The sequence below is a fragment of the Zobellella sp. DQSA1 genome (assembly GCF_041950555.1).
Taxonomy (GTDB): domain Bacteria; phylum Pseudomonadota; class Gammaproteobacteria; order Enterobacterales; family Aeromonadaceae; genus Oceanimonas.
On sequence record NZ_CP169531.1, the window covers coordinates 1,556,724 to 1,578,490 of the forward strand.

Here is a 21,767-nt window from a genome sequence, read left to right on the forward strand (position 1 = left end):
AATACAGGAAAGTACATGAGAATACAGAATACATGGGGTCAGGTCTTGCCTTTTTCCTCTCTGATAATCCGGCTTACCCGTGAATAATGCAAGCCGAAGAACTCTCCTAATGCTTTCATACTATATCCACCACTGGCATACGCTTGAGCAATGGCCTCGTTACGCGATGAAGCCATATTGACATAATACTCCAGAGGCTTAGCAAGCGGCCGTCGCTGAGTCGATGGTATTTCAGTCAAATAATCCGCACCCTCAATACGCTGCTGCATCTCATCGACAAACTGCTCACTGCCAAGATACACTTGATTGCGCAGGTTTCCCCAAGGCGAGATTACACATAGGTTCGATATTGGTTAATACTATCACGCAAGTTTTTTGCAACATTACGGGCTGAATCTGCGAAATCGATGCCGTTACTGGCATAAATGACAGCTCTGGATGAGCTGATTATTAAGCCCGTCCCATTTTCAGTTTGACCCGCCTTGATGAGAGCTTCTACGTCACCGCCCTGAGCACCAACACCAGGTACAAGGAATGGCATATCTCCTACAATGTCGCGAACTTCTTTCATTTGATTTGGCCACGTAGCCCCCACAACTAATAAACAATTGTTATTTTTATTCCATTTAGTGGCGGCCAGCTCAGCAATGTGATGGTACAAGGTTTTTTCACCCACCAAGAGATCCTGTATATCACCAGCACCTAAATTGGAGGTTCTACATAATAAAATTGTACCCTTATCCGAATATTTTAAAAAAGGTTCGGCGGTGTCATAACCCATGTAGGGGTTAACAGTTACAGCATCCACTTGATATCTTTTGAAAGCCTCGATTGCGTATTTATCAGCGGTAGCCCCTATATCTCCCCTCTTTGAATCCAGAATTATTGGGATGTGAGGGTAGTTATTCTTAATATATGTGGTCAGCATTTCCAATTGGTTTTCTGCCGATTCTGCAGAAAAATATGCTATTTGAGGCTTAAATGCACATACTAAGTCATGAGTTGAATCAACAATCTCTTTGCAGAATTCAAATATTGGATATTCAAATTCTCTCAGATGTTGTGGTATGCGTGAAATATCAGGATCTAGCCCAACACATAATAACGTATCGTTTTCTTTCCATACTTTTGATAGCTTTTCTAAGAAGTTCAATTTAATCCCTCAAGTGAAATATGTGTAACATTATAATACTGCGCATACGTATATTTGTTCATGGGTATGCGCAGAATCTACACTCGGCTTTATTTAACCATATGAATAAAAAAGATTTTTGTTTCAGGTTGATGATAAACGCGCAACGCCTGCGGTGATTTCGCGCACCCTTTTGGCCGGGTGCTCAATATATTGTATACCCACGAACGTCTGGATGGCTGAATTAAGTGGTGGTCATATTCCGCAGCCACGCTACCGCCCCGACGTTTCAGGTCGCCAATCCCTGCCAGCACGGTTTTCAAACGTATCTATTCTGGCCGCTGGGATGGGGCAGGGCAATTACAAAAAGAGGGGAGTGGGGGGCAAAACGCCTGAGTGGTGATTTTATGAACGGTTAGGGTGCAGGGCTTGCTGCCGGTGACGGGCGCGATGCCGGCCCGGGGGCCGGCATCGCGGGTTAAGGTTAAAGGCCTACCAGCCGTTTTCGGCCAGCTCTTGGGGGTAGCCGCGCTGGCGGGCCAGGTGCACGGCGGTGGCTTCCACCGTTGCCGGATCCTGGTCGGCGGTGATGGCCAGGGTGGGGGAGAGCGCCGGGGGCCGGCTTGCCGCCGGCTGGCCCAGCCAGCCCAGCTCCGCCAGTTTGCCGACGATGCGGTCGGCGGCGGTCAGTGCGGAGGAGGCTTTGACGATTTCTACCCTGGCGTAGTGGCTGCCCTCGAAGGACACGTCCGCCGCCCGCAGTTTGGGATCGCTGCCCGGGATCTGCTGGGCGCCGAACAGCGGCTTGCCGGCGGGCTCGGCCCCGGCAAAGGCGGGCAGCAGCCGGGCCAGGTGGCCGATGGCGCCGCGGGTGCGGGCGTCCACATCCTCGGCCTGCCAGCCCTGGTCAATTTGCCGACGATAGTGTTCCGGCAGGCGGGGCTGGGCGCTGTGCTCGCAGGTGCCCACCAGGCCGCCTTTGAACAGGGTAATGGCGTCGGTCATGCCGTGCAGCTGGAACAGGCCGCCGGGGTAGGGGGTCAGTTGGGCCATGCCTTGCGGGGTGCCGCGCTCGCCGTGGAAGATCACCTCGGGCCAGTCGCCCGGGGCTTGCCAGCGGGCCAGGTAGGCGGCCTTGTATTCCACCAGCCGCTGGCGGCGGTAGCCGGCCATGTCGTCCACCAGGCCGGTGCGAAAGCCGCAGGCGTTGACCAGAAAATCCACCTTGTCGACGCGCTCGCCGGCCGGGCCCTGGCTCTGGATGCGCCAGCCGCCTTCCAACTGCTCCAGGCCCATGGCCCTGGTGTTCAGCAACAGCTCGCAGTGGGGCGAGGCTTCCAGCGCCAGGGTGGCGGTGGCGGCCATGCGGAACAGGCTCCAGCCGTATTCCTGCACCAGGATCAGCGGAAATTTGAACTGCTCCGGCTGCAGCTGGCGGGCGAGGGGGATCAGCCAGTCGTCCAGGCTCCGGGCCCGGTCCGGCAGCGGGCGGTGGGCCAGGGCCTCGAACTGTTCCCGGTCGTAGCAGCGGTAATAGTCCTCCGGCTCGCCCAGCACCTTGTTGGCCGGGTCGAGTTCCACCAGCCTTTGATATTCCCGGGCCACCTGCCGCAGCCGGGGCAGCAGCGCTTCGGCATCGCCCGGGTCCGTTACCGGGGTGGCAATCACGGTGGGGCGGCGGTTGATGCTGTGCGGATAGGCGCGCACCGAGTCGATGGACTGGCGCAGCAGGGCCAGGCACTGGTCATCGCCAATCTCCCGGTACAGGTTGCCGCCGGCGTGCAGGTGGCAGATGGGCGGGCCGTTGATCAGGCCATTGCCGGCTTCTATCAGCAGGGTGTTGATGCCCATGTCGGCCAGCCGCAGCGCGGCGGTGGCGCCGGCCATGCCGCCGCCCAAAATGCCCACTCGCACCGGGCCCCGGGCGGTGGCGTGGCAAAAGTTTGCGTTCATCTGCTCTCGGTCAGGATTAGGGTGGTGCGCGGCGGCGCGGGCCTGGGCGCCGGTGCCGCCGTCAACTTGTCCCGTCCATGGGGTGCCTGTCGCTGTCATGCCGCGCATCAGGCCTGGTGCGCGCTCAGTTCGTTCAGCATGTCGCCCACCAGGGCCAGCCGGGCCTTGGCGTCGGTGCTGGGAATGGCGAAGCGCAGTTTGGTCGGCCCTTCCATCCTGTAGATGCGCGGCTGGCTTTGCAGCAGGCTCACCAGGTAGCCCGGGTCGACCCTGGCGTCCTGGGCGAAGGCAATGGTGCCGCCCTGGGGGCCGGCGTCTATCTTCTCTATGCCGAGCTGGCTGGCCTTGAGCTTTATCTCGGCCAGGGCCACCAGGTTCTTGCCCGGCTGCGGCAGCAGGCCGAAGCGGTCAATCAGCTCCACCTGCAGCTCGCGCAGGGCGGTCTTGTCTTCGGCGGCGGCGATGCGCTTGTACATGGAAAGGCGCATGTTCACGTCCGGAATATAGTCGTCCGGCAGCAGGGCGGGCAGGCGCAGCTCGATTTCGGTTTGCGATCGCAGCAGCTGGTCCAGCGCCGGCTCCTTGCCGGACTGCAGCGCCTTCACCGCCTGCTCCAGCATCTCCATATAGAGGCTGAAGCCGATGGCGGTGATCTGGCCGCTCTGCTCGTCGCCGAGCAGCTCGCCGGCGCCGCGGATCTCCAGGTCGTGGGTGGCCAGGGCAAAGCCGGCGCCCAGATCTTCCAGCGCGGCAATGGCCTCCAGCCGTTTCTTGGCGTCGGTGGTCATCCGCTTGGGATGGGGGGTCAGCAGGTAGGCGTAGGCCTGGTGGTGGGAGCGGCCCACCCGGCCGCGCAGCTGGTGCAACTGGGCCAGGCCCAGCTTGTCGGCCCTGTCCATGATGATGGTGTTGGCGCTGGGTACGTCGATGCCGGTTTCGATGATGGTGGAGCACAGCAGCACGTTGAAGCGCTGGTGGTAAAAGTCGGACATCACCCGCTCCAGCTCCCGCTCGCGCATCTGGCCGTGGGCGATGGCGATGCGGGCCTCGGGCACCAGGGTGCGCAGGGCATCGGCGCTGTTCTCTATGGTCTGCACCTCGTTGTGCAGGTAATACACCTGGCCGCCGCGCTTAAGCTCCCGCAGTATGGCCTCGCGCACGGTGGCGGGATCCGACTCGCGCACAAAGGTCTTCACCGCCAGCCGCTTGGCGGGCGGGGTGGCGATGATGGAGAGATCGCGCATGCCGCCCATGGCCATGTTGAGGGTGCGGGGAATGGGGGTGGCGGTCAGGGTGAGGATGTCCACGTCGGCGCGCAGGGCCTTGATCTGATCCTTCTGCCGCACCCCGAAGCGGTGCTCTTCATCCACGATCAGCAGGCCCAGATCCTTGAACTTCACGTCCTGGCTCAGCAGTTTATGAGTCCCGATCACAATATCGATGCCGCCCTCGGCCAGGCCGGTGAGCACCTTGTCCTGCTCCTTGCCGGTCTTGAAGCGGCTGACCATTTCCACCCGCACCGGCCAGTTGGCGAAGCGGTCGCGGAAGTTGTCGTAGTGCTGCTGGGCCAGCAAGGTGGTGGGTACCAGCACCGCCACCTGTTTGCCGCCGTGCACCGCCACAAAGGCGGCGCGCATGGCCACTTCGGTCTTGCCGAAGCCCACGTCGCCGCACACCAGCCGGTCCATCGCCTTGGGCTGGGTCATGTCGGTCAGCACGGCGTTGATGGCCTTGAGCTGGTCGTCGGTTTCCTCGAAGGGGAAGGCATCGGTGAACTGGCGGTAGGCGGCCTTGTCGTGGGTCACGGCCTGGCCCGGCTGGGCGGCGCGGCGGGCGTACACGTCCAGCAGCTCGGCGGCCACGTCGCGCACTTTTTCCGCCGCCTTGCGCTTGGCCTTGGCCCAGGAGTCGTTGCCCAGCTTGTTGAGGCCGGGATCGTCGGCGCCGCTGTAGCGGCCCACCAGGTGCAGGGCGGTCACCGGCACATAGAGCTTGTCGCCGCCGGCGTATTCCAGGGTCAGGTATTCGGACTTGAGCCCGCCCGCGTCCAGGGTCTGCAGCCCCATGTAACGGCCCACGCCGTGGTCCAGGTGCACCACCGGCTGGCCGATGGACAGCTCCGCCAGGTTGCGGATCAGGGTGTCCGGGCTGAGCGCCGCGGATTTTTCCCGCCGCCGGCGCTGGATCACCCGGCCGCCGAGCAGGTCGCCTTCGCAAATCAGCGCGAACTGCTCGCCCAGCACAAAGCCCTGGGCCAGGGGGCCGACCAGCAGGCCGATGGGGTCTTCCCCGCCCAGAAAATGAGCGAGGCTCTCTACGGGCCAGGGCTTGAGCGGACTGCCCGCCAGCAGCTCGAGCAGGGCCTCGCGCCGGCCGGCCGTTTCCACCGAAAACAGGATGCGGCCGGGGAAAGCTTCGCAAAAGGCCAGCAGCCGGGCCAGGGGCTCGGTTTTCTGGTGCTCCACCTCGAGCTCGGGCAGGGGCGACACCGGGGCGTTGGCCCGGTCGCCCTTTTCCATTACCGGGGCCTGGCTCAGTTGCAGCCGGGGCCAGTGGTTCAGCCGGTGCAGCAGGGCGTCGGGCTTGAGATAGAGATCGTCCGGCGCCAGCAACGGGCGCAGCATGTCGTGGCGCCTGTCTTCATAGCGGGCCTGCACGTCCTGCCACACGGCGTCGGCCGCCTCGCTCAGCTCGCCCAGGCCCAGCACCAGCAGTTGCTCGGGCAGGGAGTCGAACAGGGTCTGGGTGTGCTCGAAGAACAGCGGAATATAGTACTCGATGCCGGCGGGAAACTGGCCCTGGCTCACCCTGTGGTAGAGCGCCTCGGGTTCGTTGCGCAGGGCGAAGCGCTCCCGGTACTGGCCGCGGAAGCGTTCGATGGCGGCGGCATCGGTCGGGAATTCCCGTGCCGGCAGCAGCCTTACCTGGGTGACCTTGTCTTGGGATCTCTGGGTATCGGGATCGAAGGGGCGCAGGGTGTCGATTTCGTCATCGAAAAAGTCGATGCGATAGGGCTCGGTCGCGCCCATGGGAAAGAGATCCAGCAGGGCGCCGCGGGCGGCGAATTCGCCGTGCTCCAGCACCTGGTCCACCGCCCGGTAGCCGGCCTGCTCCAGCCGGCGGCGCAGGCCGTGCAGGTCCAGCTTGTCGCCGGTTTTCAGCAACAGGCTGTTCTGCTCCAGCCAGGCCCGGGGCGGGGTACGCAGCATCAGGGTGGTCACCGGCACTATCAGCAGGCCCCGGGTCAGGGCCGGCAGGCCGTACAGGGTTTCCAGCCGCTGGGAGATAATGTCCTGGTGCGGCGAAAAACTGTCGTAGGGCAGGGTTTCCCAATCCGGGAACAGCCGTACCGGCAAGGTATCGTCGTCGGCCAGCAGGTGGCCCACTTCCTGCTCCAGGCGCAGGGCGGTGGGAGTGTCGGGTACCACCAGCAGCACCAGCTGGGGTTGTTGTCTCACCTGCTCGGCGATGGCGAGCGACAGGCTGCTGCCAAGCAGCTGGCCCAGGCTGGCCCTGGGGCGTGGGGTAGGGCAAGGGATCTGTATCATGAGGATGAGGGCGTATCTTGTTGGGCCCTGCGCTCGGCGCGGGCCTTGAGTTGTTTGGCCTGCAGTTGCAGGCTGGCGCGGATCAGGGCGTCCCTGTCCTGCTCGCGGATGGCGGTAAAGTCGCAGCGGTAATGTTCCGGCTCGGGGGCGGCACGAACTTCGCCGTAGCCGTACAGGGCCACCGACAGCTCCGGCAGGAACAGCTTGACCCTGACGGTCGTTCCCTCGGTCAGCGGTTGTCGTGAGACGAAGGTAAAGCCGCCGCCGCCCAGGGTCTGGGTCTGGTAGCGGTGCTCCGGGGTATCCTGGCCCGCCAGTACATAGCTCAGCACCAGATCGATTTTACGCGACTGCTGGTTGATCACTTCCACCAGTTCGGTGGCGTGTTCATCCAGGTTGCGCAGCAGTCGGGCATTATTGGTATCGATGCGGGTCACTTCACTGATAAGCTTGAACGGCGCCGGGATCTCGGCCTCCAGCGCTTCTTCGGCGGGCACGCTTTCGCCTTCGGCCAGAGGGACAAGATTGACCTGGGCCTGATAGTCGACGCTGAAATAAGGGTCTGCCATGATTTGCTGCTCTTGTTGCGCCATTCACAAGCCTTTATTATTCCGCAACTCGCGGGTGACGTAAAACTCTTTGAAAAACGGATGATTAGACCATGTTTCAACCCCTGACGCTGATGTTGGGCCTGCGCTATGCCGGCGCCCGGGGGCGGCGCAGCTTCGCTTCCTTTGTTTCCGGTTTTTCCACCGTCGGTATTCTGCTGGGGGTGGCCGCCCTGATCCTGGTGTCGGCGGTCATGAACGGCTTCGAACAACAGCTGAAAGATCGCATGCTGGGGGTGATCCCCCATGCGCTGGTCACCAACGATCAGCGTCGCCTGGCCGATCCCGGCCAGTATGCCGCCCTGTTCGGTAATGCCGGCGTAGTGAAAGCCGCGGCTCCCTTTATCAGTGCCGAAGCCATGGTGCAGGGGCCCGGGCACCTGACGGGGGCGGAGCTGTATGGCCTGGACCCTGCCAACAGCCAGGACGGCCTGTTGCAGGGGCTGGACCCCCGCACCCGGGAATATTTCGAATACCTGCCCTACGGTCTGGTGATGGGGGTGGGCATCGCCCGCAACCTGGGGGTGGTGCCCGGTGACCAAGTGCGGGTCACCGTGACCGAAGGCAGTCGCTTCACTCCCCTCGGCCGGGTGCCGAGCCAGCGGATTTTTACCCTGGTGGGTACCTTCAGCACCGGCAACGACGTGGACAATCAGGTGGTGCTGGCCCGGCTGGAAGATGCCGCCCGCCTGCTGCGCTACGGGGAAGGGGAAGCCTCCGGCCTGCGGCTGTGGCTCAACGATCCCTTCGAGCTCGAGCGGCTGCCGGCCCTGCCCGAGGGGCTGGTGCTGGAAAGCTGGCGCGAGAGCCGGGGCGAGCTGTTCCAGGCGGTGGCCATGGAGAAACGGCTGATGAGCCTGATGCTGGCGCTGATCATCCTGGTGGCGGCCTTCAATATTCTTTCCGCCATGGTGATGGTGGTGACCGACAAGGAAGCCGAAATCGCCATGCTGCAGACCCTGGGCCTGAGCCGGGAACGGGTGATGGCGGTGTTCATGATCCAGGGCGGCTTCAGCGGGGTGCTGGGCAGCCTGCTCGGCTTCGGGCTGGGGCTGCTGCTCTGCCTCAACCTGGACGGGGTGCTGAACGCCCTGGGCATCAACTTTTATTCCGCCGCCGGCGGCAGCCAACTGCCGGTGCAACTGCTGCCCGGCCAGTTGGCCCTTATCCTGATTTCCACCCTGTTGTTGTGCGTGCTGGCCAGCCTCTATCCGGCCTGGCGGGCATCGCGCGTTCATCCTGCCGAGGCACTGCGTTATGAGTAACCCCCTGTTAGTGGTCGAATCCTTAAGCAAAACCCATCAGGACGGGGACCAGCCGGTGCATATCCTGAACGGCGTCAGCCTGGGCCTCGCCGCCGGCGAAAGCCTGGCGGTGGTGGGCAGTTCGGGCTCGGGCAAGAGCACCCTGCTGCACCTGCTCGGCAGCCTGGACGTGCCCAGCGGTGGTCGGGTGCTGGTGGAAGGGGAAGATCTGCACCGGCTGCCGGCCCGGGCCCAGGCCCGTTTCCGCAACCACAAGCTCGGCTTCGTGTACCAGTTCCACCACTTGCTGGGGGAGTTCAGCGCCCTGGAAAACGCCGCCATGCCGCTGCTGATCGCCGGAAGGCCGGTAACGGAAGCCCGCGAGCGGGCCGCACAGTTGCTGACGCGGGTGGGGCTCGGCCACCGGCTGGAGCATCGGCCGGCGGCGCTGTCCGGCGGTGAGCGCCAGCGGGTGGCCATCGCCCGCGCCCTGGTCAACAACCCCCGCCTGGTGCTGGCGGACGAGCCCACCGGCAATTTGGATGCCCACAGCGCCGCCGAGGTGTTTGCCCTGCTGGCCGAGCTGCAGAGCGAGCTGGGCACCGGCCTGGTGGTGGTGACCCACGACCTGGCCCTGGCCGCCCGGCTCGACCGCCAGGCCCGGCTGGTGGACGGCCACCTCGAGGAGCAAGGCTGATGTTCCGACCCCTGAGTGTCTACCTGGGCTGGCGCTTTAGCCGGGCCAAGCGGCGCAACCGCTTTATTTCCTTTATTTCGGTGGCTTCCATCCTCGGCATCGCCATCGGGGTGGGCGCCCTGATCCTGGGGTTGTCGGCGATGAACGGTTTCCAGCGCGAGCTGGAGAGCCGCATCCTGTCGGTGCTGCCCCATGGCCAGCTGTATGCCGCCGAGGATCCCGTGGCCAACTGGGGCGACCTGGTCGGCCAGCTGGAGGCAGCTCCCGGCATCCTGGCGGCGGCACCCTTCGTGCCGCTCGAGGGCCTGCTCAGCAAGGGTGCCAAGCTCAAGGCGGTGCAGTTACAGGGGGTGCTGCCGGCGCTGGAAGGGCGGATCTCGCAGCTGGAGCCCTACCTGGGCGGCGCCAGCCTGGACCTGCTGCAACCGGGCGAGCGGGGCCTGATCCTGGGCAAGGCCATCGCCGAGCAGCTGGAACTGGAGGTGGGCGACAGCCTGTCGCTGCTGCTGCCCGCGCCCGGCGCCCAGGGCTTCGGCTCGCCCCGCCGCCACAGCTTCACCCTGGTGGGCATCCTCAGCCTGGGTGGCCAGCTCGACACCGTGCTCGGCTACACCCACCTGGAGGATGCCCAGGCTCTGCGCGAGCTGGAAGACGAAGTGATGGGCTTCCACCTGCGGGTGGACCAGGTGCTGGCCGCCGACCGGCTGACCCTGAACGCGGCCATGCCGCTGCCGGCGCCCTTCTACGTGAGCAGCTGGATGAACAGCCAGGGCAATATCTACCGGGATATCCAGCTGGTGCGCACCCTGATGATAGTGGTGCTGCTGCTGGTGATGGCGGTGGCCAGTTTCAATATCGTCTCCACCCTGGTGATGGCGGTAAACGAGAAGAAAGGGGACATCGCCATCCTCAAGACCATGGGCGCCGGCCCCTGGCAGATCCGTGGCGCCTTCGTGGTGCAGGGCATGCTCAACGGCATTGCTGGCGTGGTGGTGGGTGGCCTGCTCGGCGGCCTGCTGGCGACCCGGCTGTCGGAAATGGTGGCCGGCTACGAGCGGCTCACCGGGCACCGGCTGCTCAACCCGGAAGTCTACTTTATCGACTTTATCCCCACCGAGTTCCAGTGGGCGGATCTCTGGCTGGTCACCGGCTCGGCCCTGGGGCTGATTTTCGTCGCCACCCTCTACCCCGCCTGGCGCGCCGGCCGGTTGCTGCCGAGGCAACTGCTGGGAGAAGCTTGACGGCAGCGGGAAGCTGAAAGCTAGAAGATGGAAGTGGTGGAGGATGTGAACCCGAGCCGTACTTGCGGAGGTTGGGTCGTTCGTGGGATTGCGCCGGCTACAGCGGCGCCTACCATCGACGCCTCACGGTTTCCTATTTTGTCGGCGCAGCAGCCAGGACAGTTGCACCTTCCAGCGCCAGCCCAGGCGTGTGATCGCCCAGCCCAACAGGGCCGAGGCCAGGCCGAGCAGCAGGGCGCCGGTCAGCAGCGGTAGGGCCAGGGCCAGGGCTTCGTCTTCCAGCGGGGCGTCGAAGTCGAGCTCGGGAGTACCCAGCAGCCAGGCGCCCAGGCGGTAGGCCAGGTAGAACATGGGGGCCAGAGTGACCGGGTTGTTGACCCAGACCATGGCGATGGCCAGCGGCAGGTAGCCCTTGAACACCAATGCCAGGGCAATGGCAACCAGGGTGTGCATGGGCAGCGGCAGCCAGGCGGCGAACAGGCCGGCGGCGACCGCCACGGCGGCGGAATGGCGGTTGCAGAACCAGCAATCGGGGTCGAGCAGGCGTTCACCGAACAGCGCCAGGACTTTATGCTGCCGCAGGGTGGACTGATCCGGCATCTTGCTGCGCAACCACTGTCGCAGCATCAGCGGCTCCGTCGCCGCAGTTTCCAGCGTCGGGACACGGACCAGCGCCACACGGCATGGATAATCATGTAACCGGTGGCCGAACTGACCAGGCCCAGCACCAGGCAGCCCAGCAGGAAGGGCGGTGCGGCGGTGGTCATGGCGCTGCTGAGCCAGCTCAGGCTTAGCTCGAAGTGCTGGTAGTGGTGGGGTTTGCTGAGCAGGAAGGAGCCCAGCCGGTAGGCGAAATAGAACATCGGCGGCATGGTCAGCGGATTGGTGATCCACACCAGCACCACCGACAACGGCAGATTGACCCTGAAGGTCATGGCCAGCACCGCCGCTGCCACCATCTGGAAGGGGATGGGCAACCAGGCGCAGAACAGGCCCACCGCGAAGGCCCCCGCCGCCGAGTGGCGGTTCAGGTGCCAGAGGTTGTTATCGTGCAACCGGTGCCCGAGCAGGCTCAGGTACTTGTGATTCTTGATGGTGCCCGGATCGGGCATCAGGCGTCTTAACGTCTTTTTTGGCATCTGCTCCAGGTCCGCAATACTTATCGGATGGATAAGCGGCTGTTTTGTTTCTGTGCCGGCGTGTCAACCCTCATCCTCTGGCCCTGGCTGCCGAGCTGGGACTGGTGGTTGCCGCTGGCCTTGCTGGGCGGGTCGTGCTGGCGAGCACGGCCGGCAAGGGCCTGTTTCCTGTTCGGTGTGGTCTGGGCGCTGTGCTACAGCCACTGGCAACTGAGCTGGTTGCAGCATTCCGGCCTGTTCCAGCGTAGCCAGATTATCGCCGGCACGGTAGAGAGCGTTCGGCACCGGGACCATGGCTCGAGTCGGCTGATTGTCAGTCTGAAAAGCCTTGATGGTCAAGTATTTTCCCCCCGACCCCGGGTGTTGTTGTCTTGGTACGGGGAAGCCCCGGCGCCCGGGCAAGGCGATATTATCCACACCGTCGGCCGGTTGTACCCTCCCCATGGGCTGCATAACCCGGGGGGATTCGACGGTGCCCGCTGGCTGTTGGGGCAGGGTATCACCGCCCGGGGCTACCTGAGCGGTACCCTTCATCTCCAGGCGGCTCCGCCTTCCCGCCGGGCGGGCCTGCTCGACGATTTCCGGGCTCTGACCGCGGCTTTGTCGGCCCAGCGCTGGCTGCTGGCGCTGAGTTTTGGCGAGCGCGGCGATTTACAGCAACAGGATTGGGAAACCCTGCGGGCCCTGGGCGTGAGTCATCTGTTCGCCATCTCCGGGTTGCATATCGGGCTGGTGGCGGGGCTGGGGATCCTGGTGGGGCGGTTGGGCGCCCGGCGGTTTCTTGCCGGTGGGCTGGCGACCATGCTGGCCCTGGGCTACGCCTGGCTGGCCGGCTTCTCGATACCGACCCAGCGGGCCCTGCTGATGTTGTTGTTATGGCTGGCCCTGGTCGGCTGGGGACGCTTCTGGAGCGGCCGGCGTATCCTGCTGGTCACCATGGCGCTGCTGCTGGCCACCACGCCCTGGTTGGCGCTCAACCAAGGGTTCTGGCTGTCGGTGCTGGCGGTGGCGGCCCTGCTGGCGAGCGCCGGCTGGCTGGGCGGGAACAGCCTGTGGCGGTTGCAACTGGGGCTGACCCTGCTGCTGCTGCCGCTGATCATGCTGCTGTTTGGCGGCATCAGCTGGCTGTCGCTGCCGGTCAACCTGGTGTTGATCCCGCTGTTTTCCCTGCTGTTCATTCCGCTGTTGTTGCTGGCCTGCCTGCTGTTGGTGCCTTTCCCGGGGCTGGCGCTGACCCTGCTTCGCCTGCTGGATACCCTGTTTTCCCCGCTGATGGGGAGCCTGCAGTGGCTGGGCCAGGGGCTCTCGCCCTGGCTGGCGTTGTCGGCGCACACCCAGGGCGCCCTGCTGCTGGCCATGCTGGTGTTGCTGGCGGCGTTGCTGCCCAAGGGCCGCTGGATTGGCGTGCTGGCCGGTTATCTGCTGCTGTTGCAGTTCTGGCCCCGTCCTTCCTGGGAAGTGCGGGTGCTGGACGTGGGGCAGGGTTTGTCGGTACTGGTCACCCAGGGGCGGGAGGCCTTGCTGTATGATACCGGCAACCGCTTCCCTTCGGGCTTCAATATGGCCGATGGCGTTATTCTGCCGCTATTGGCCCACCTGGGTATCCAGGAGCTGGAATATCTGGTGATCAGCCACGACGACAGCGATCATAGCGGTAACCGGGACTATCTGGCGGCCCTGTTGCCGGTGGCCCATCGTCGGGGCGCCTGGCCGGACGGGCAGCATTGCCGGGCCGGGCAAACCGAACGCTGGGGGCGGTTGACGCTGAGGGTGCTGTGGCCGATCGAGCCGAGCGGCCACAGTAACAACGACTCCTGTGTGCTGCACCTGAGCGACGGCCGTTTGTCGCTGCTGTTGACCGGCGACATCGAGGCCCCGGCCGAGCGGGCCCTGCTTGCTACCGGCCAGGGGCTGAGGGCCCAGTTGCTGCTGAGCCCCCACCATGGCAGCCGCAGTTCTTCCACCGAGGTCTTCAACCGGGCGGTGGCGCCGGATTGGGTGGTGCATACCGCCGGTTATCAAAACCGCTGGGGCTTTCCCGCCGCGGAGGTGGTGGACCGCTTCGAACGCCAGGGGGTGGCGCAGCTCACCACCGGCGACCATGGCATGGTGCACCTGGTGGCAAGCGATGACCGCTGGCGGCTGGTGAACGTCCGCCGGCCCGGTGCCTGGTATCATCGGCTCAATGCTTGGTTGAACGAGTCTAAGCCGTTAGAATAGCGCCTTGTTTTTCAAGGCAGAGACCTTATGTCCCAAGATGCACACTCCTCGTCCTGGCCGGTGCTCAAGCGCCTGCTCGGCTATGTGAAGGAGCGCAAGCTCGGCCTGGTGGCCGCCATTATCGGCATGGCGGGCTATGCCGCCGTCGACACCACCTTTGTTTATTCCATCAAGCCGCTGATCGACGACGGCCTGACCGGCCAGGATCCGAATGTGTTGAAGTGGATGCCGCTGTTCGTGATCGGCATCGTATTCCTGCGCGGCGTCTGTACCTTTCTTTCCGGTTACTGCATGGCCTGGGTCGGCAACCATGTGGTGATGGCGCTGCAGCAGCAGGTGTTCACCAAGCTGATGGCGATGCCGGTGGCTTTTTTCGACCGCCACAACACCGGCAACCTGTTGTCCAAGGTCACTTACGACGCCTCCCAGGTGTCTTCCGCCGCCAGTTCCACCCTGGTGACCCTGGTACGGGAAGGGGCCACCGTCATCGGCTTGCTGGGCCTGATGTTTTACCATTCCTGGCAGTTGTCGCTGATCTTCTTCTTGGTGGGACCGGTGGTGGGGGTGATGATCGCGGTGATCAGCCGCCGCTTCCGTCGCATCAGCAAGGGCATGCAGGACGCCATGGGCAATATCACCAGCAGCACCGAGCAGATGCTCAAGGGCCACAAGGAAGTGCTGATGTTCAACGGCCAGCAAGTGGAGTCGGGCCGTTTCTTCGGCGTCAGCAACAAGGTGCGCCAGCAGAACATGAAGATGGTGGCGGCGGATTCCATCGGCACCCCGCTGGTGCAGGTGATCGCCTCCACCGCCCTGGCCATTCTGCTCTATGTGGCCACCTTCGATGATATTCAGGAACAGCTGACTCCCGGCACCTTTACCGTGATCGTTACTTCCATGATGATGCTGATGCGGCCCTTGAAGAGCCTGACCCAGGTCAATGCTTCCTACCAGCGTGGCATTGCCGCCTGCCAGAGCCTGTTCGACCTGCTCGACAGCGATGGCGAGCAGGACCAGGGCAACAGGGAACTTGAGCGGGCCCGGGGCCGGATCGAATTCGAGCGGGTCACCTTCCGTTATCCCACCAAGGAGATGCCGGCCCTGAAGGAGGTCAGCTTCAGCCTGGCGCCGGGCAAGACCATCGCCCTGGTGGGCCGCTCCGGTTCGGGCAAGAGCACCATCGCCAGCCTGCTGACCCGTTTCTACGACGTGGATGAGGGCGAGATCCGCCTCGACGGGGTCAATATCCGCGACTACCGGCTGAGCGATCTGCGCCGCCAGTTTGCCCTGGTGTCCCAGCATGTACACCTGTTCAACGACACCATCGCCAACAACATCGCCTACGCCGCCCAGGGCGAATACAGCCGCGAGCAGATCATCGCCGCCGCCAAGGTGGCCTATGCCGATGAATTTATCCGGAAGCTGGACCAGGGCTACGACACCGTGATCGGTGAAAACGGTGCCAGCCTGTCCGGCGGCCAGCGCCAGCGTATCGCCATCGCACGGGCCATGCTGCGCAACGCGCCGCTGCTGATCCTGGACGAGGCGACATCGGCGCTGGATACCGAATCCGAGCGCCATATCCAGGCGGCGCTGGAAGCACTGCGCAAGGACAGAACCGCCCTGGTGATTGCTCACCGCCTGTCGACCATCGAGGGGGCCGACGAGATCCTGGTCATCGACGAGGGCCGGGTGGTGGAGCGGGGCACCCATGCGGAGCTGCTGGAACGGCAAGGGGCCTATGCCCAGCTGCGCAGCATCCAGTACGGCGAACACTGATGCAGGCCTGGTACAAACCGGCGACCTGGCTGTGGCTGCTGGCCCCCCTGAGCGGGCTGTTCGCCCTGGTCAGCGGCCTGCGTCGCTGGCTGTTCCGGCGCGGTTTCAAGGCCCGGTACCGGGCGCCGGTGCCGGTGGTGGTGGTGGGCAACCTGACCGTGGGCGGCAACGGCAAGACCCCGCTGGTGATCTGGCTGGTGGAATGGCTGCGGGCCCGGGGCTATCGCCCCGGCGTGATCAGCCGGGGCTATGGCGGCAAGGCCGGGCGGTATCCCCTGCTGCTGGATGCCACCACGTCCGCCGCCGAGGCCGGCGACGAGCCGGTACTGATTCACCGACGCACCGGCTGTCCGGTGGTGGTGGGCCCCCGGCGGGGAGAGGCGGCCGCCCGTCTGGTCGAGCTCGGGGTGAATATCATCATCAGCGACGATGGCCTGCAGCATTATGCCCTGGCCCGGGATATCGAACTGGTGGTGGTGGACGGCAAGCGTCGTTTCGGCAACGGCCATCTGCTGCCCATGGGCCCCCTGCGTGAAGGGCTGTGGCGGCTCGGCCAGGCGAGTGCCGTCATCAACAACGGTGGTCCGGTGCAGGACGGGGAATACCTGATGCAACTCGAGCCGGGGGCACTGCAGCCCCTGGCGGGGCAGACGCCGCCGGTGCCCGGCGAGCGGGTCCATGCCCTGGCGGGCATCGGCCATCCGCCGCGCTTTTTTGCCACCCTGGAGCAATTGGGCTTTATTCTTGACCAGCAATTGGCGTTGGCCGACCATAAAGCGGTGGCGTGCGAACAGCTGGCGGCGCTGCAGTCGGCGCCCTTGCTGGTCACCGAGAAAGATGCGGTAAAATGGCCGGGAGGTCATGATAACACCTGGTTTGTGCCAGTGGATGCCCGGTTGCCCGCCGAATTTGAACAGATGCTGTTAACCCGACTAAAGGAGCAAGATCATGGCGATTGACGCCAAACTGGTGGAAATCATTGCCTGCCCGGTATGCAAGGGCAAGCTGCAGTTGGACCGGCAGCATAACGAGCTGATCTGTCGTTTTGACCGCCTGGCATATCCCATTACCGAGAACATTCCGGTGCTGCTGGAAAACCGTGCCCGCAAACTCGACCTGGATGAGCTGCCCGGATGAGCTTTATTGTCGTGATTCCCGCCCGTTTCAGCTCTACCCGGTTGCCCGGCAAGCCCCTGGCCGATATCCACGGCAGGCCGATGATTCAGTGGGTGGTGGAGCAGGCGAAAAAGAGCGGCGCCGCCCGGGTGGTGGTGGCCACCGATGACGATCGCATCCGCGCCGCCCTGGCCGATGGCGAAGTGGAAGTATGCATGACCGGCAGCCATCATGAGTCCGGCACCGAGCGCCTGGCCGAGGTGGTGGAACTACTCGGCCTGGCCCCGGACGACATCGTGGTCAATGTACAGGGGGACGAACCCCTGCTGCCGCCGCAGCTGGTGGATCAGGTGGCCGGGTTGCTGGCGGACTGCGATGCGCCCATGGCGACCCTGGCCACCCCCATAGAGACGGTGGAGCAGTGGCAGGATCCTAACGTGGTCAAGGTCGTGCCAAGCCTGGCGGGCAGGGCACTCTATTTCAGCCGGGCCGCCATTCCCTGGGACAGGGACGGCATGACGGCATCCGCGCCCACGCTTGAGGGTTGCCTGCGCCATATCGGCATCTATGCCTACCGGGCCGGCTTTATCCGCCGTTACCTCGGGCTACCGGTCAGCCCCCTGGAGCAGCGGGAAAAACTCGAGCAACTCCGGGTATTGTGGCACGGGGAGTCCATCGCCCTGGCCGAAGCCTGCGTGGTGCCGCCGGCGGGGGTGGATACCCCGGCGGATCTGGACGAGGTTCGTCGCATACTGAATGGGAGCTGATTCGATTCAGCTGTGTTTTCCCTAGAAAATTCACTGCAAGAAAAAAGATAACGGGGTACATTGCCCCGCAATAACGGCGCACTGCCGACAACAAGGAAACGACTGAGGAAACATATGATTACCCTGGGTGAATACATCGTCAAGAAACAAGCTGAATATCCCAGCGCCACCGGTGAGCTGTCCTCACTGCTGTCTTCCATTCGCCGCGCCGCCAAGGTGGTGAACCGGGAAATCAACCGGGCCGGTCTGGTGGCCGATATTATTGGTGGCAGCAGCGGTGGTGAAAATGTGCAGGGTGAGGTGCAGCAGAAGCTGGATGTATTCGCCAACGACAGGTTCAAGGCCGCCCTGGAAGCGCGTGGAGAAGTCTGTGGTATTGCCTCGGAAGAAGAGGATCACTTTGTGGCCTTCGACAGCGAAAGCCACTCCAATGCCAAATACGTGGTGCTGATGGATCCGCTCGACGGTTCTTCGAACATCGACGTAAACGTTTCCGTCGGTACCATCTTTTCCATCTACCGCCGGATCAGCGAACCGGGCCAGCCGGTGACCCTGGAGGATTTTCTGCAGCCGGGCATCAACCAGATCGCCGCCGGCTATGTGGTGTATGGTTCTTCCACCATGCTGGTGTATACCACCGGTCACGGGGTGCACGGTTTTACTTTCGACCCCTCGCTGGGATCCTTCTGCCTGTCCCATGAAAATATCCGTATTCCTGAAGAAGGCACCATCTACTCTATCAACGAGGGCAACTACATCAAGTTCCCGGATGGAGTGAAGAAGTACCTCAAGTACTGCCAGGAAAAGGACGATGACAGCAAGCGGCCTTACACTTCCCGCTATATCGGCTCCCTGGTGTCCGACTTCCACCGCAATATGCTGAAAGGCGGCATCTATATCTACCCGTCCGGTACCAGTGCTCCCAACGGCAAGCTGCGCCTGCTGTATGAGTGCAACCCGCTGGCCTTCCTGGCCGAGCAGGCGGGGGGCAAGGCCTCCGATGGTTTCCAGCGGATCATGGAGATCAAACCCAGCTCCCTGCATCAGCGTACCCCTTATTTCGTCGGCTCTACCCGCATGGTGGAAAAGGCCGAGGAATTCATGGCGGAGTATTCGGCGCCTTCGGCCGAATAAGGGGCCATTGGCCGCAGAAGCGCCATTAGGAATATAAAGCAAGGCCGGGCTTGATCCTGATCAAGTCCGGCCTTGCTGTTTGCCTTGAAAACCACCGACGGACGGCAATACTTGATCTCCGGAGTGGTCGAAAAACACTCAATTCGAGGAGGTGGTTATCATGGCACTGAAAGATCTGTCCCCATCCAGGCTGGCGCCCTGGAACTGGTTCCGCCACGAGCAGGACGAAGCCATGCCCATGGTGGACAAGGACCAGGATGTCCATCCCGTAGTCCGGCTACAGCAGGAAATGGACCGGCTGTTCGATCGCAGCCTGCGCCGGTTCGGCGCCTCGTCCCTGGAGGACTGGCCCAGTTTCAGCCAGCTCAAGCCCAGTCTGGACATCAGCGAGCGGGAAGGCAACTATCTGATCAGCATGGAGATCCCTGGGGTCAAGAAGGAAGATATCAGCCTGACCCTGGAAGGGAGCCAACTGACCATCCGGGGCGAGAAGAAATACGAGCATGAAGAGAAAACCGACAAGTTGCACCGGGTCGAGCGCAGCTACGGTCACTTTCAGCGGCTGCTGACTCTGCCGGATGACGCCAAAGCCGGTGACATCAAGGCCGAGTTCAAGGACGGGGTGCTGACGGTCAGCGTACCCCGTCAGCCGCAGAGCGAAAGCAAGGCCAAGCAGATCGATATCGGTCCCTCAGTCTAGGACCGGCGAGGCCGATAACAAAAAGGCCGGCATAACGCCGGCCTTTGTCTTGCCCGAAAGGGGGCTTACTTCTCTACCTGGGACTTGAATTCCCGCTCGGGGGCGCCGGTATACAGCTGGCGCGGGCGGCCGATCTTTTGCTTGGGATCGGAGATCATCTCGTTCCAGTGGGACATCCAGCCGACGGTACGGGACAGGGCGAAGATCACGGTAAACATGGTGGTCGGAATACCGATGGCCTTCAGGATGATACCGGAGTAGAAGTCCACGTTCGGGTACAGCTTGCGCTCGACGAAGTAGGGGTCGGACAGCGCGATGCGTTCCAGTTCCATGGCCACGTCCAGCAGCGGATCCTGGATCTTGAGGTCGTCCAGCACTTCGTGGCAGGTGTCGCGCATCACGGTGGCGCGCGGGTCGAAGTTCTTGTACACCCGGTGACCGAAGCCCATCAGGCGGAAGGGATCGTCCTTGTCCTTGGCTTTTTCGATGTACTCGGGGATGCGATCCACGGAGCCGATTTCTTCCAGCATCATCAGGCAGGCTTCGTTGGCACCACCGTGGGCCGGTCCCCACAGGGAGGCGATACCGGCGGCAATACAGGCGAAGGGGTTGGCGCCACTGGAGCCGGACAGCCGTACCGTACTGGTAGAGGCGTTTTGCTCGTGATCCGCATGCAGGGTGAAGATGCGGTCCATGGCGCGCTCGACGATGGGGTTGACCTTGTAGTCTTCGCAGGGCACGGCGAACATCATCTGCAGGAAGTTGCCCGCATAGCTCAGATTGTTGCGCGGGTACACGAACGGTTGACCAATGGAATATTTATAGGCCATGGCGGAGATGGTCGGCATCTTGGCGATCAGGCGGTGGGCCGCGATCTCACGGTGACGGGCATCGTTGATGTCCATGGGATCGTGATAGAAAGCGGACAGGCCGGCGATAACCCCGCAGACGATGGCCATGGGGTGGGCATCGCGGCGGTAGCCCTTGAAGAAGGACGACAACTGCTCGTGCACCATGGTGTGGCGCATGATGTTGCGGTGGAATTCTTCATATTGCTTGGCAGTGGGGGCTTCGCCGTAGAGCAGCAGGTAACAGACTTCCAGATAATTGGCGTTTTGTGCCAGCTGGTCGATCGGATAGCCGCGGTGCAGCAGGATGCCCTGATCACCGTCGATGTAGGTGATTTCGGACCGGCAGGATGCCGTCGCCATAAAACCGGGGTCGAAGGTGAAGTAACCGTGTGAGCCCAGGGAACTGATATCGATCACATCGTAACCAGCAGTGCCTGACGCGATCGGAAGCTCGATGGGTTCCTTGCCGGGCAGATGCAGTGTGGCCTTTTGGTCAGCCATAGCACGTCTCCTTTGCTTTTATAATAGGTCCACGGGTAAGGATTTTTTACTCGGATTAAATGAATTTTTAATCACTATCACCTCCCATGGTGCGGGCATATTGAAGACAGAAGCGAGGGTGAATGTCAATTTTCGTCGGCACCCGGAACAGGCTGTTAACCCCGTTGTGCGATCAACTTTACATATTTGGCAATTGTTTTAGGGCCTTCATTGTAATTATTTTCCCCCCTCCTTATACTGGCCGCCGAGGGTATAGGATGCAGTTGTGGCCATGCTTCAGATGCTGACTCGAGGGTCCTGAGCGGTAGTTGGGCGAAGGGTTCCGAACAGGCATTTTTTATCATGACCTCATTTCATATACCCGGGCAACACCTGTTAAAACAATAACTAACGTGCTCAATGGAGCTAGTGGGCAAGACCGTGACTAAAAAACAGAGACCTGTAAACCTCGACCTACGGACTATTCGCCAACCTGTCGCCGCTATCGCATCCATCCTCCACCGGGTTTCCGGTGTCATCACGCTGTTTGCACTCGCCATCCTGCTGTGGCTGCTGAGTTACTCGCTCTCTTCCGAGGCCGGGTTCCGCGCAGTCGTGGATATTCTCGACGGTTTCTTCGTCGGGTTCATCCTCTGGGGTGTGCTGACTGCACTGGCCTACCATATCGTGGGCGGCATTCGCCACCTGATTATGGACCTGGGCTACTGTGAGGAACTGGAGTCGGGTGCGCTGAGCGCCAAAGTGGCGTTCGGTGTGACAATTGTATTGTCACTGCTGGCGGGGGTACTGGTATGGTAACCAATTCTGCAACCTTTGGCCGCAGCGGTGTGCATGATTTCATGCTGATCCGTGCCACGGCTATTATTTTGACCTTATATACCATCTATCTGGTGGGCTTTATCGCCTTCAACGACATCACCTACGAGGTCTGGACCGGCTTTTTCGACAAGACCTTTACCAAGGTGTTCACTCTGCTGGCCTTGTTCAGCGTGCTGATGCACGGCTGGATCGGTGCCTGGCAGGTGCTCTCCGACTACGTCAAACCGGCGCTCTGGCGCGGCCTGGCCCAGTTCGGGGTAGTAGTGTTGCTGCTGGTCTATCTGCTGACCGGTATCGTCGTTCTGTGGGGTGTATAAG

The 21,767-nt window shown here is 62.5% G+C and carries 20 protein-coding genes; 12 read left to right on the forward strand and 8 right to left on the reverse strand.

All coding sequences use genetic code 11. The annotated features are described in order from the left end of the window. Positions 1-38 precede the first annotated feature (38 nt). From ACEVBK_RS07475 to ACEVBK_RS07495, 5 genes are all read right to left on the reverse strand, one after another. Entirely contained in the window at positions 39-269 is a 231-nt protein-coding gene (locus tag ACEVBK_RS07475; RefSeq protein WP_375057980.1) for a hypothetical protein, read from the reverse strand. A 62-nt stretch (positions 270-331) separates the two neighbouring features. Continuing rightward, positions 332-1,153 carry an orotidine-5'-phosphate decarboxylase gene (gene pyrF, locus ACEVBK_RS07480; protein WP_375057981.1) on the reverse strand — a complete coding sequence of 274 codons (822 nt, stop codon included), beginning with the start codon at positions 1,151-1,153 and terminating at the stop codon, positions 332-334. A 471-nt stretch (positions 1,154-1,624) separates the two neighbouring features. Then, positions 1,625-3,085, reverse strand: a complete 1,461-nt coding sequence (locus ACEVBK_RS07485; protein ID WP_375057982.1) for an FAD-dependent oxidoreductase — start codon at positions 3,083-3,085, stop codon at positions 1,625-1,627. A 107-nt stretch (positions 3,086-3,192) separates the two neighbouring features. Further along, positions 3,193-6,633, reverse strand: a complete 3,441-nt coding sequence (mfd, locus tag ACEVBK_RS07490; RefSeq protein WP_375057983.1) for a transcription-repair coupling factor — start codon at positions 6,631-6,633, stop codon at positions 3,193-3,195. Beyond that, positions 6,630-7,226 carry a PilZ domain-containing protein gene (locus tag ACEVBK_RS07495; protein WP_375057984.1) on the reverse strand — a complete coding sequence of 199 codons (597 nt, stop codon included), beginning with the start codon at positions 7,224-7,226 and terminating at the stop codon, positions 6,630-6,632. Before ACEVBK_RS07495 ends, mfd begins: the two co-directional genes overlap by 4 nt. 68 nt (positions 7,227-7,294) lie before the next feature. Between ACEVBK_RS07495 and ACEVBK_RS07500 the strand changes: the two genes are divergently transcribed. From ACEVBK_RS07500 to lolE, 3 genes are read left to right on the forward strand one after another with little or no spacing between them, the layout of a single operon-like run. Next, positions 7,295-8,506, forward strand: a complete 1,212-nt coding sequence (locus ACEVBK_RS07500; protein WP_375057985.1) for a lipoprotein-releasing ABC transporter permease subunit — start codon at positions 7,295-7,297, stop codon at positions 8,504-8,506. Further along, positions 8,499-9,182, forward strand: coding sequence for an ABC transporter ATP-binding protein (locus ACEVBK_RS07505; RefSeq protein ID WP_375057986.1), 684 nt, complete (start codon positions 8,499-8,501; stop codon positions 9,180-9,182). Before ACEVBK_RS07500 ends, ACEVBK_RS07505 begins: the two co-directional genes overlap by 8 nt. Continuing rightward, the gene (lolE, locus tag ACEVBK_RS07510; RefSeq protein ID WP_375057987.1) at positions 9,182-10,423 is read left to right on the forward strand and encodes a lipoprotein-releasing ABC transporter permease subunit LolE; all 1,242 of its coding nucleotides are present in this window, start codon (positions 9,182-9,184) and stop codon (positions 10,421-10,423) included. The genes ACEVBK_RS07505 and lolE overlap by 1 nt, the downstream gene beginning before the upstream one ends. Before the next feature lie 123 nt (positions 10,424-10,546). Here lolE and ACEVBK_RS07515 read toward each other — a convergent pair whose 3' ends face one another. Both ACEVBK_RS07515 and ACEVBK_RS07520 read right to left on the reverse strand, forming a co-directional pair. Continuing rightward, positions 10,547-11,050, reverse strand: coding sequence for a DUF2062 domain-containing protein (locus ACEVBK_RS07515; RefSeq protein ID WP_375057988.1), 504 nt, complete (start codon positions 11,048-11,050; stop codon positions 10,547-10,549). Next, on the reverse strand, positions 11,050-11,562 hold the full coding sequence (locus tag ACEVBK_RS07520; protein ID WP_375057989.1) for a DUF2062 domain-containing protein: 513 nt from the start codon (positions 11,560-11,562) through the stop codon (positions 11,050-11,052). Before ACEVBK_RS07520 ends, ACEVBK_RS07515 begins: the two co-directional genes overlap by 1 nt. Positions 11,563-11,622: 60 nt before the next feature. Here ACEVBK_RS07520 and ACEVBK_RS07525 point away from each other — a divergent pair, with 60 nt between their 5' ends. From ACEVBK_RS07525 to ACEVBK_RS07555, 7 genes are all read left to right on the forward strand, one after another. Then, a complete protein-coding gene (locus tag ACEVBK_RS07525) occupies positions 11,623-13,782 on the forward strand; it encodes a DNA internalization-related competence protein ComEC/Rec2 (RefSeq protein WP_375057990.1) in 2,160 nt (719 codons plus the stop codon). A gap of 27 nt (positions 13,783-13,809) precedes the next feature. Beyond that, the gene (gene msbA, locus ACEVBK_RS07530) at positions 13,810-15,561 is read left to right on the forward strand and encodes a lipid A ABC transporter ATP-binding protein/permease MsbA (RefSeq protein ID WP_375057991.1); all 1,752 of its coding nucleotides are present in this window, start codon (positions 13,810-13,812) and stop codon (positions 15,559-15,561) included. After that, positions 15,561-16,520, forward strand: a complete 960-nt coding sequence (gene lpxK / locus ACEVBK_RS07535) for a tetraacyldisaccharide 4'-kinase (protein ID WP_375057992.1) — start codon at positions 15,561-15,563, stop codon at positions 16,518-16,520. Before msbA ends, lpxK begins: the two co-directional genes overlap by 1 nt. Beyond that, positions 16,510-16,698, forward strand: a complete 189-nt coding sequence (locus tag ACEVBK_RS07540; protein WP_094040296.1) for a Trm112 family protein — start codon at positions 16,510-16,512, stop codon at positions 16,696-16,698. The genes lpxK and ACEVBK_RS07540 overlap by 11 nt, the downstream gene beginning before the upstream one ends. Continuing rightward, positions 16,695-17,444 carry a 3-deoxy-manno-octulosonate cytidylyltransferase gene (kdsB, locus tag ACEVBK_RS07545; protein ID WP_375057993.1) on the forward strand — a complete coding sequence of 250 codons (750 nt, stop codon included), beginning with the start codon at positions 16,695-16,697 and terminating at the stop codon, positions 17,442-17,444. Before ACEVBK_RS07540 ends, kdsB begins: the two co-directional genes overlap by 4 nt. A 114-nt stretch (positions 17,445-17,558) precedes the next feature. Beyond that, on the forward strand, positions 17,559-18,578 hold the full coding sequence (fbp, locus tag ACEVBK_RS07550) for a class 1 fructose-bisphosphatase (RefSeq protein WP_375057994.1): 1,020 nt from the start codon (positions 17,559-17,561) through the stop codon (positions 18,576-18,578). 160 nt (positions 18,579-18,738) lie between these two features. After that, positions 18,739-19,278, forward strand: a complete 540-nt coding sequence (locus tag ACEVBK_RS07555) for an Hsp20/alpha crystallin family protein (protein WP_375057996.1) — start codon at positions 18,739-18,741, stop codon at positions 19,276-19,278. Between the two features lie 65 nt (positions 19,279-19,343). On the opposite strand, the gene ACEVBK_RS07560 is transcribed toward ACEVBK_RS07555, so the two are convergent. Continuing rightward, entirely contained in the window at positions 19,344-20,630 is a 1,287-nt protein-coding gene (locus ACEVBK_RS07560) for a citrate synthase (protein WP_375057997.1), read from the reverse strand. A gap of 408 nt (positions 20,631-21,038) precedes the next feature. Between ACEVBK_RS07560 and sdhC the strand changes: the two genes are divergently transcribed. Beyond that, on the forward strand, positions 21,039-21,428 hold the full coding sequence (sdhC, locus tag ACEVBK_RS07565; RefSeq protein WP_375057998.1) for a succinate dehydrogenase cytochrome b556 subunit: 390 nt from the start codon (positions 21,039-21,041) through the stop codon (positions 21,426-21,428). Continuing rightward, entirely contained in the window at positions 21,422-21,766 is a 345-nt protein-coding gene (gene sdhD / locus ACEVBK_RS07570; RefSeq protein ID WP_375057999.1) for a succinate dehydrogenase, hydrophobic membrane anchor protein, read from the forward strand. Before sdhC ends, sdhD begins: the two co-directional genes overlap by 7 nt. Position 21,767 lies beyond the last annotated feature (1 nt).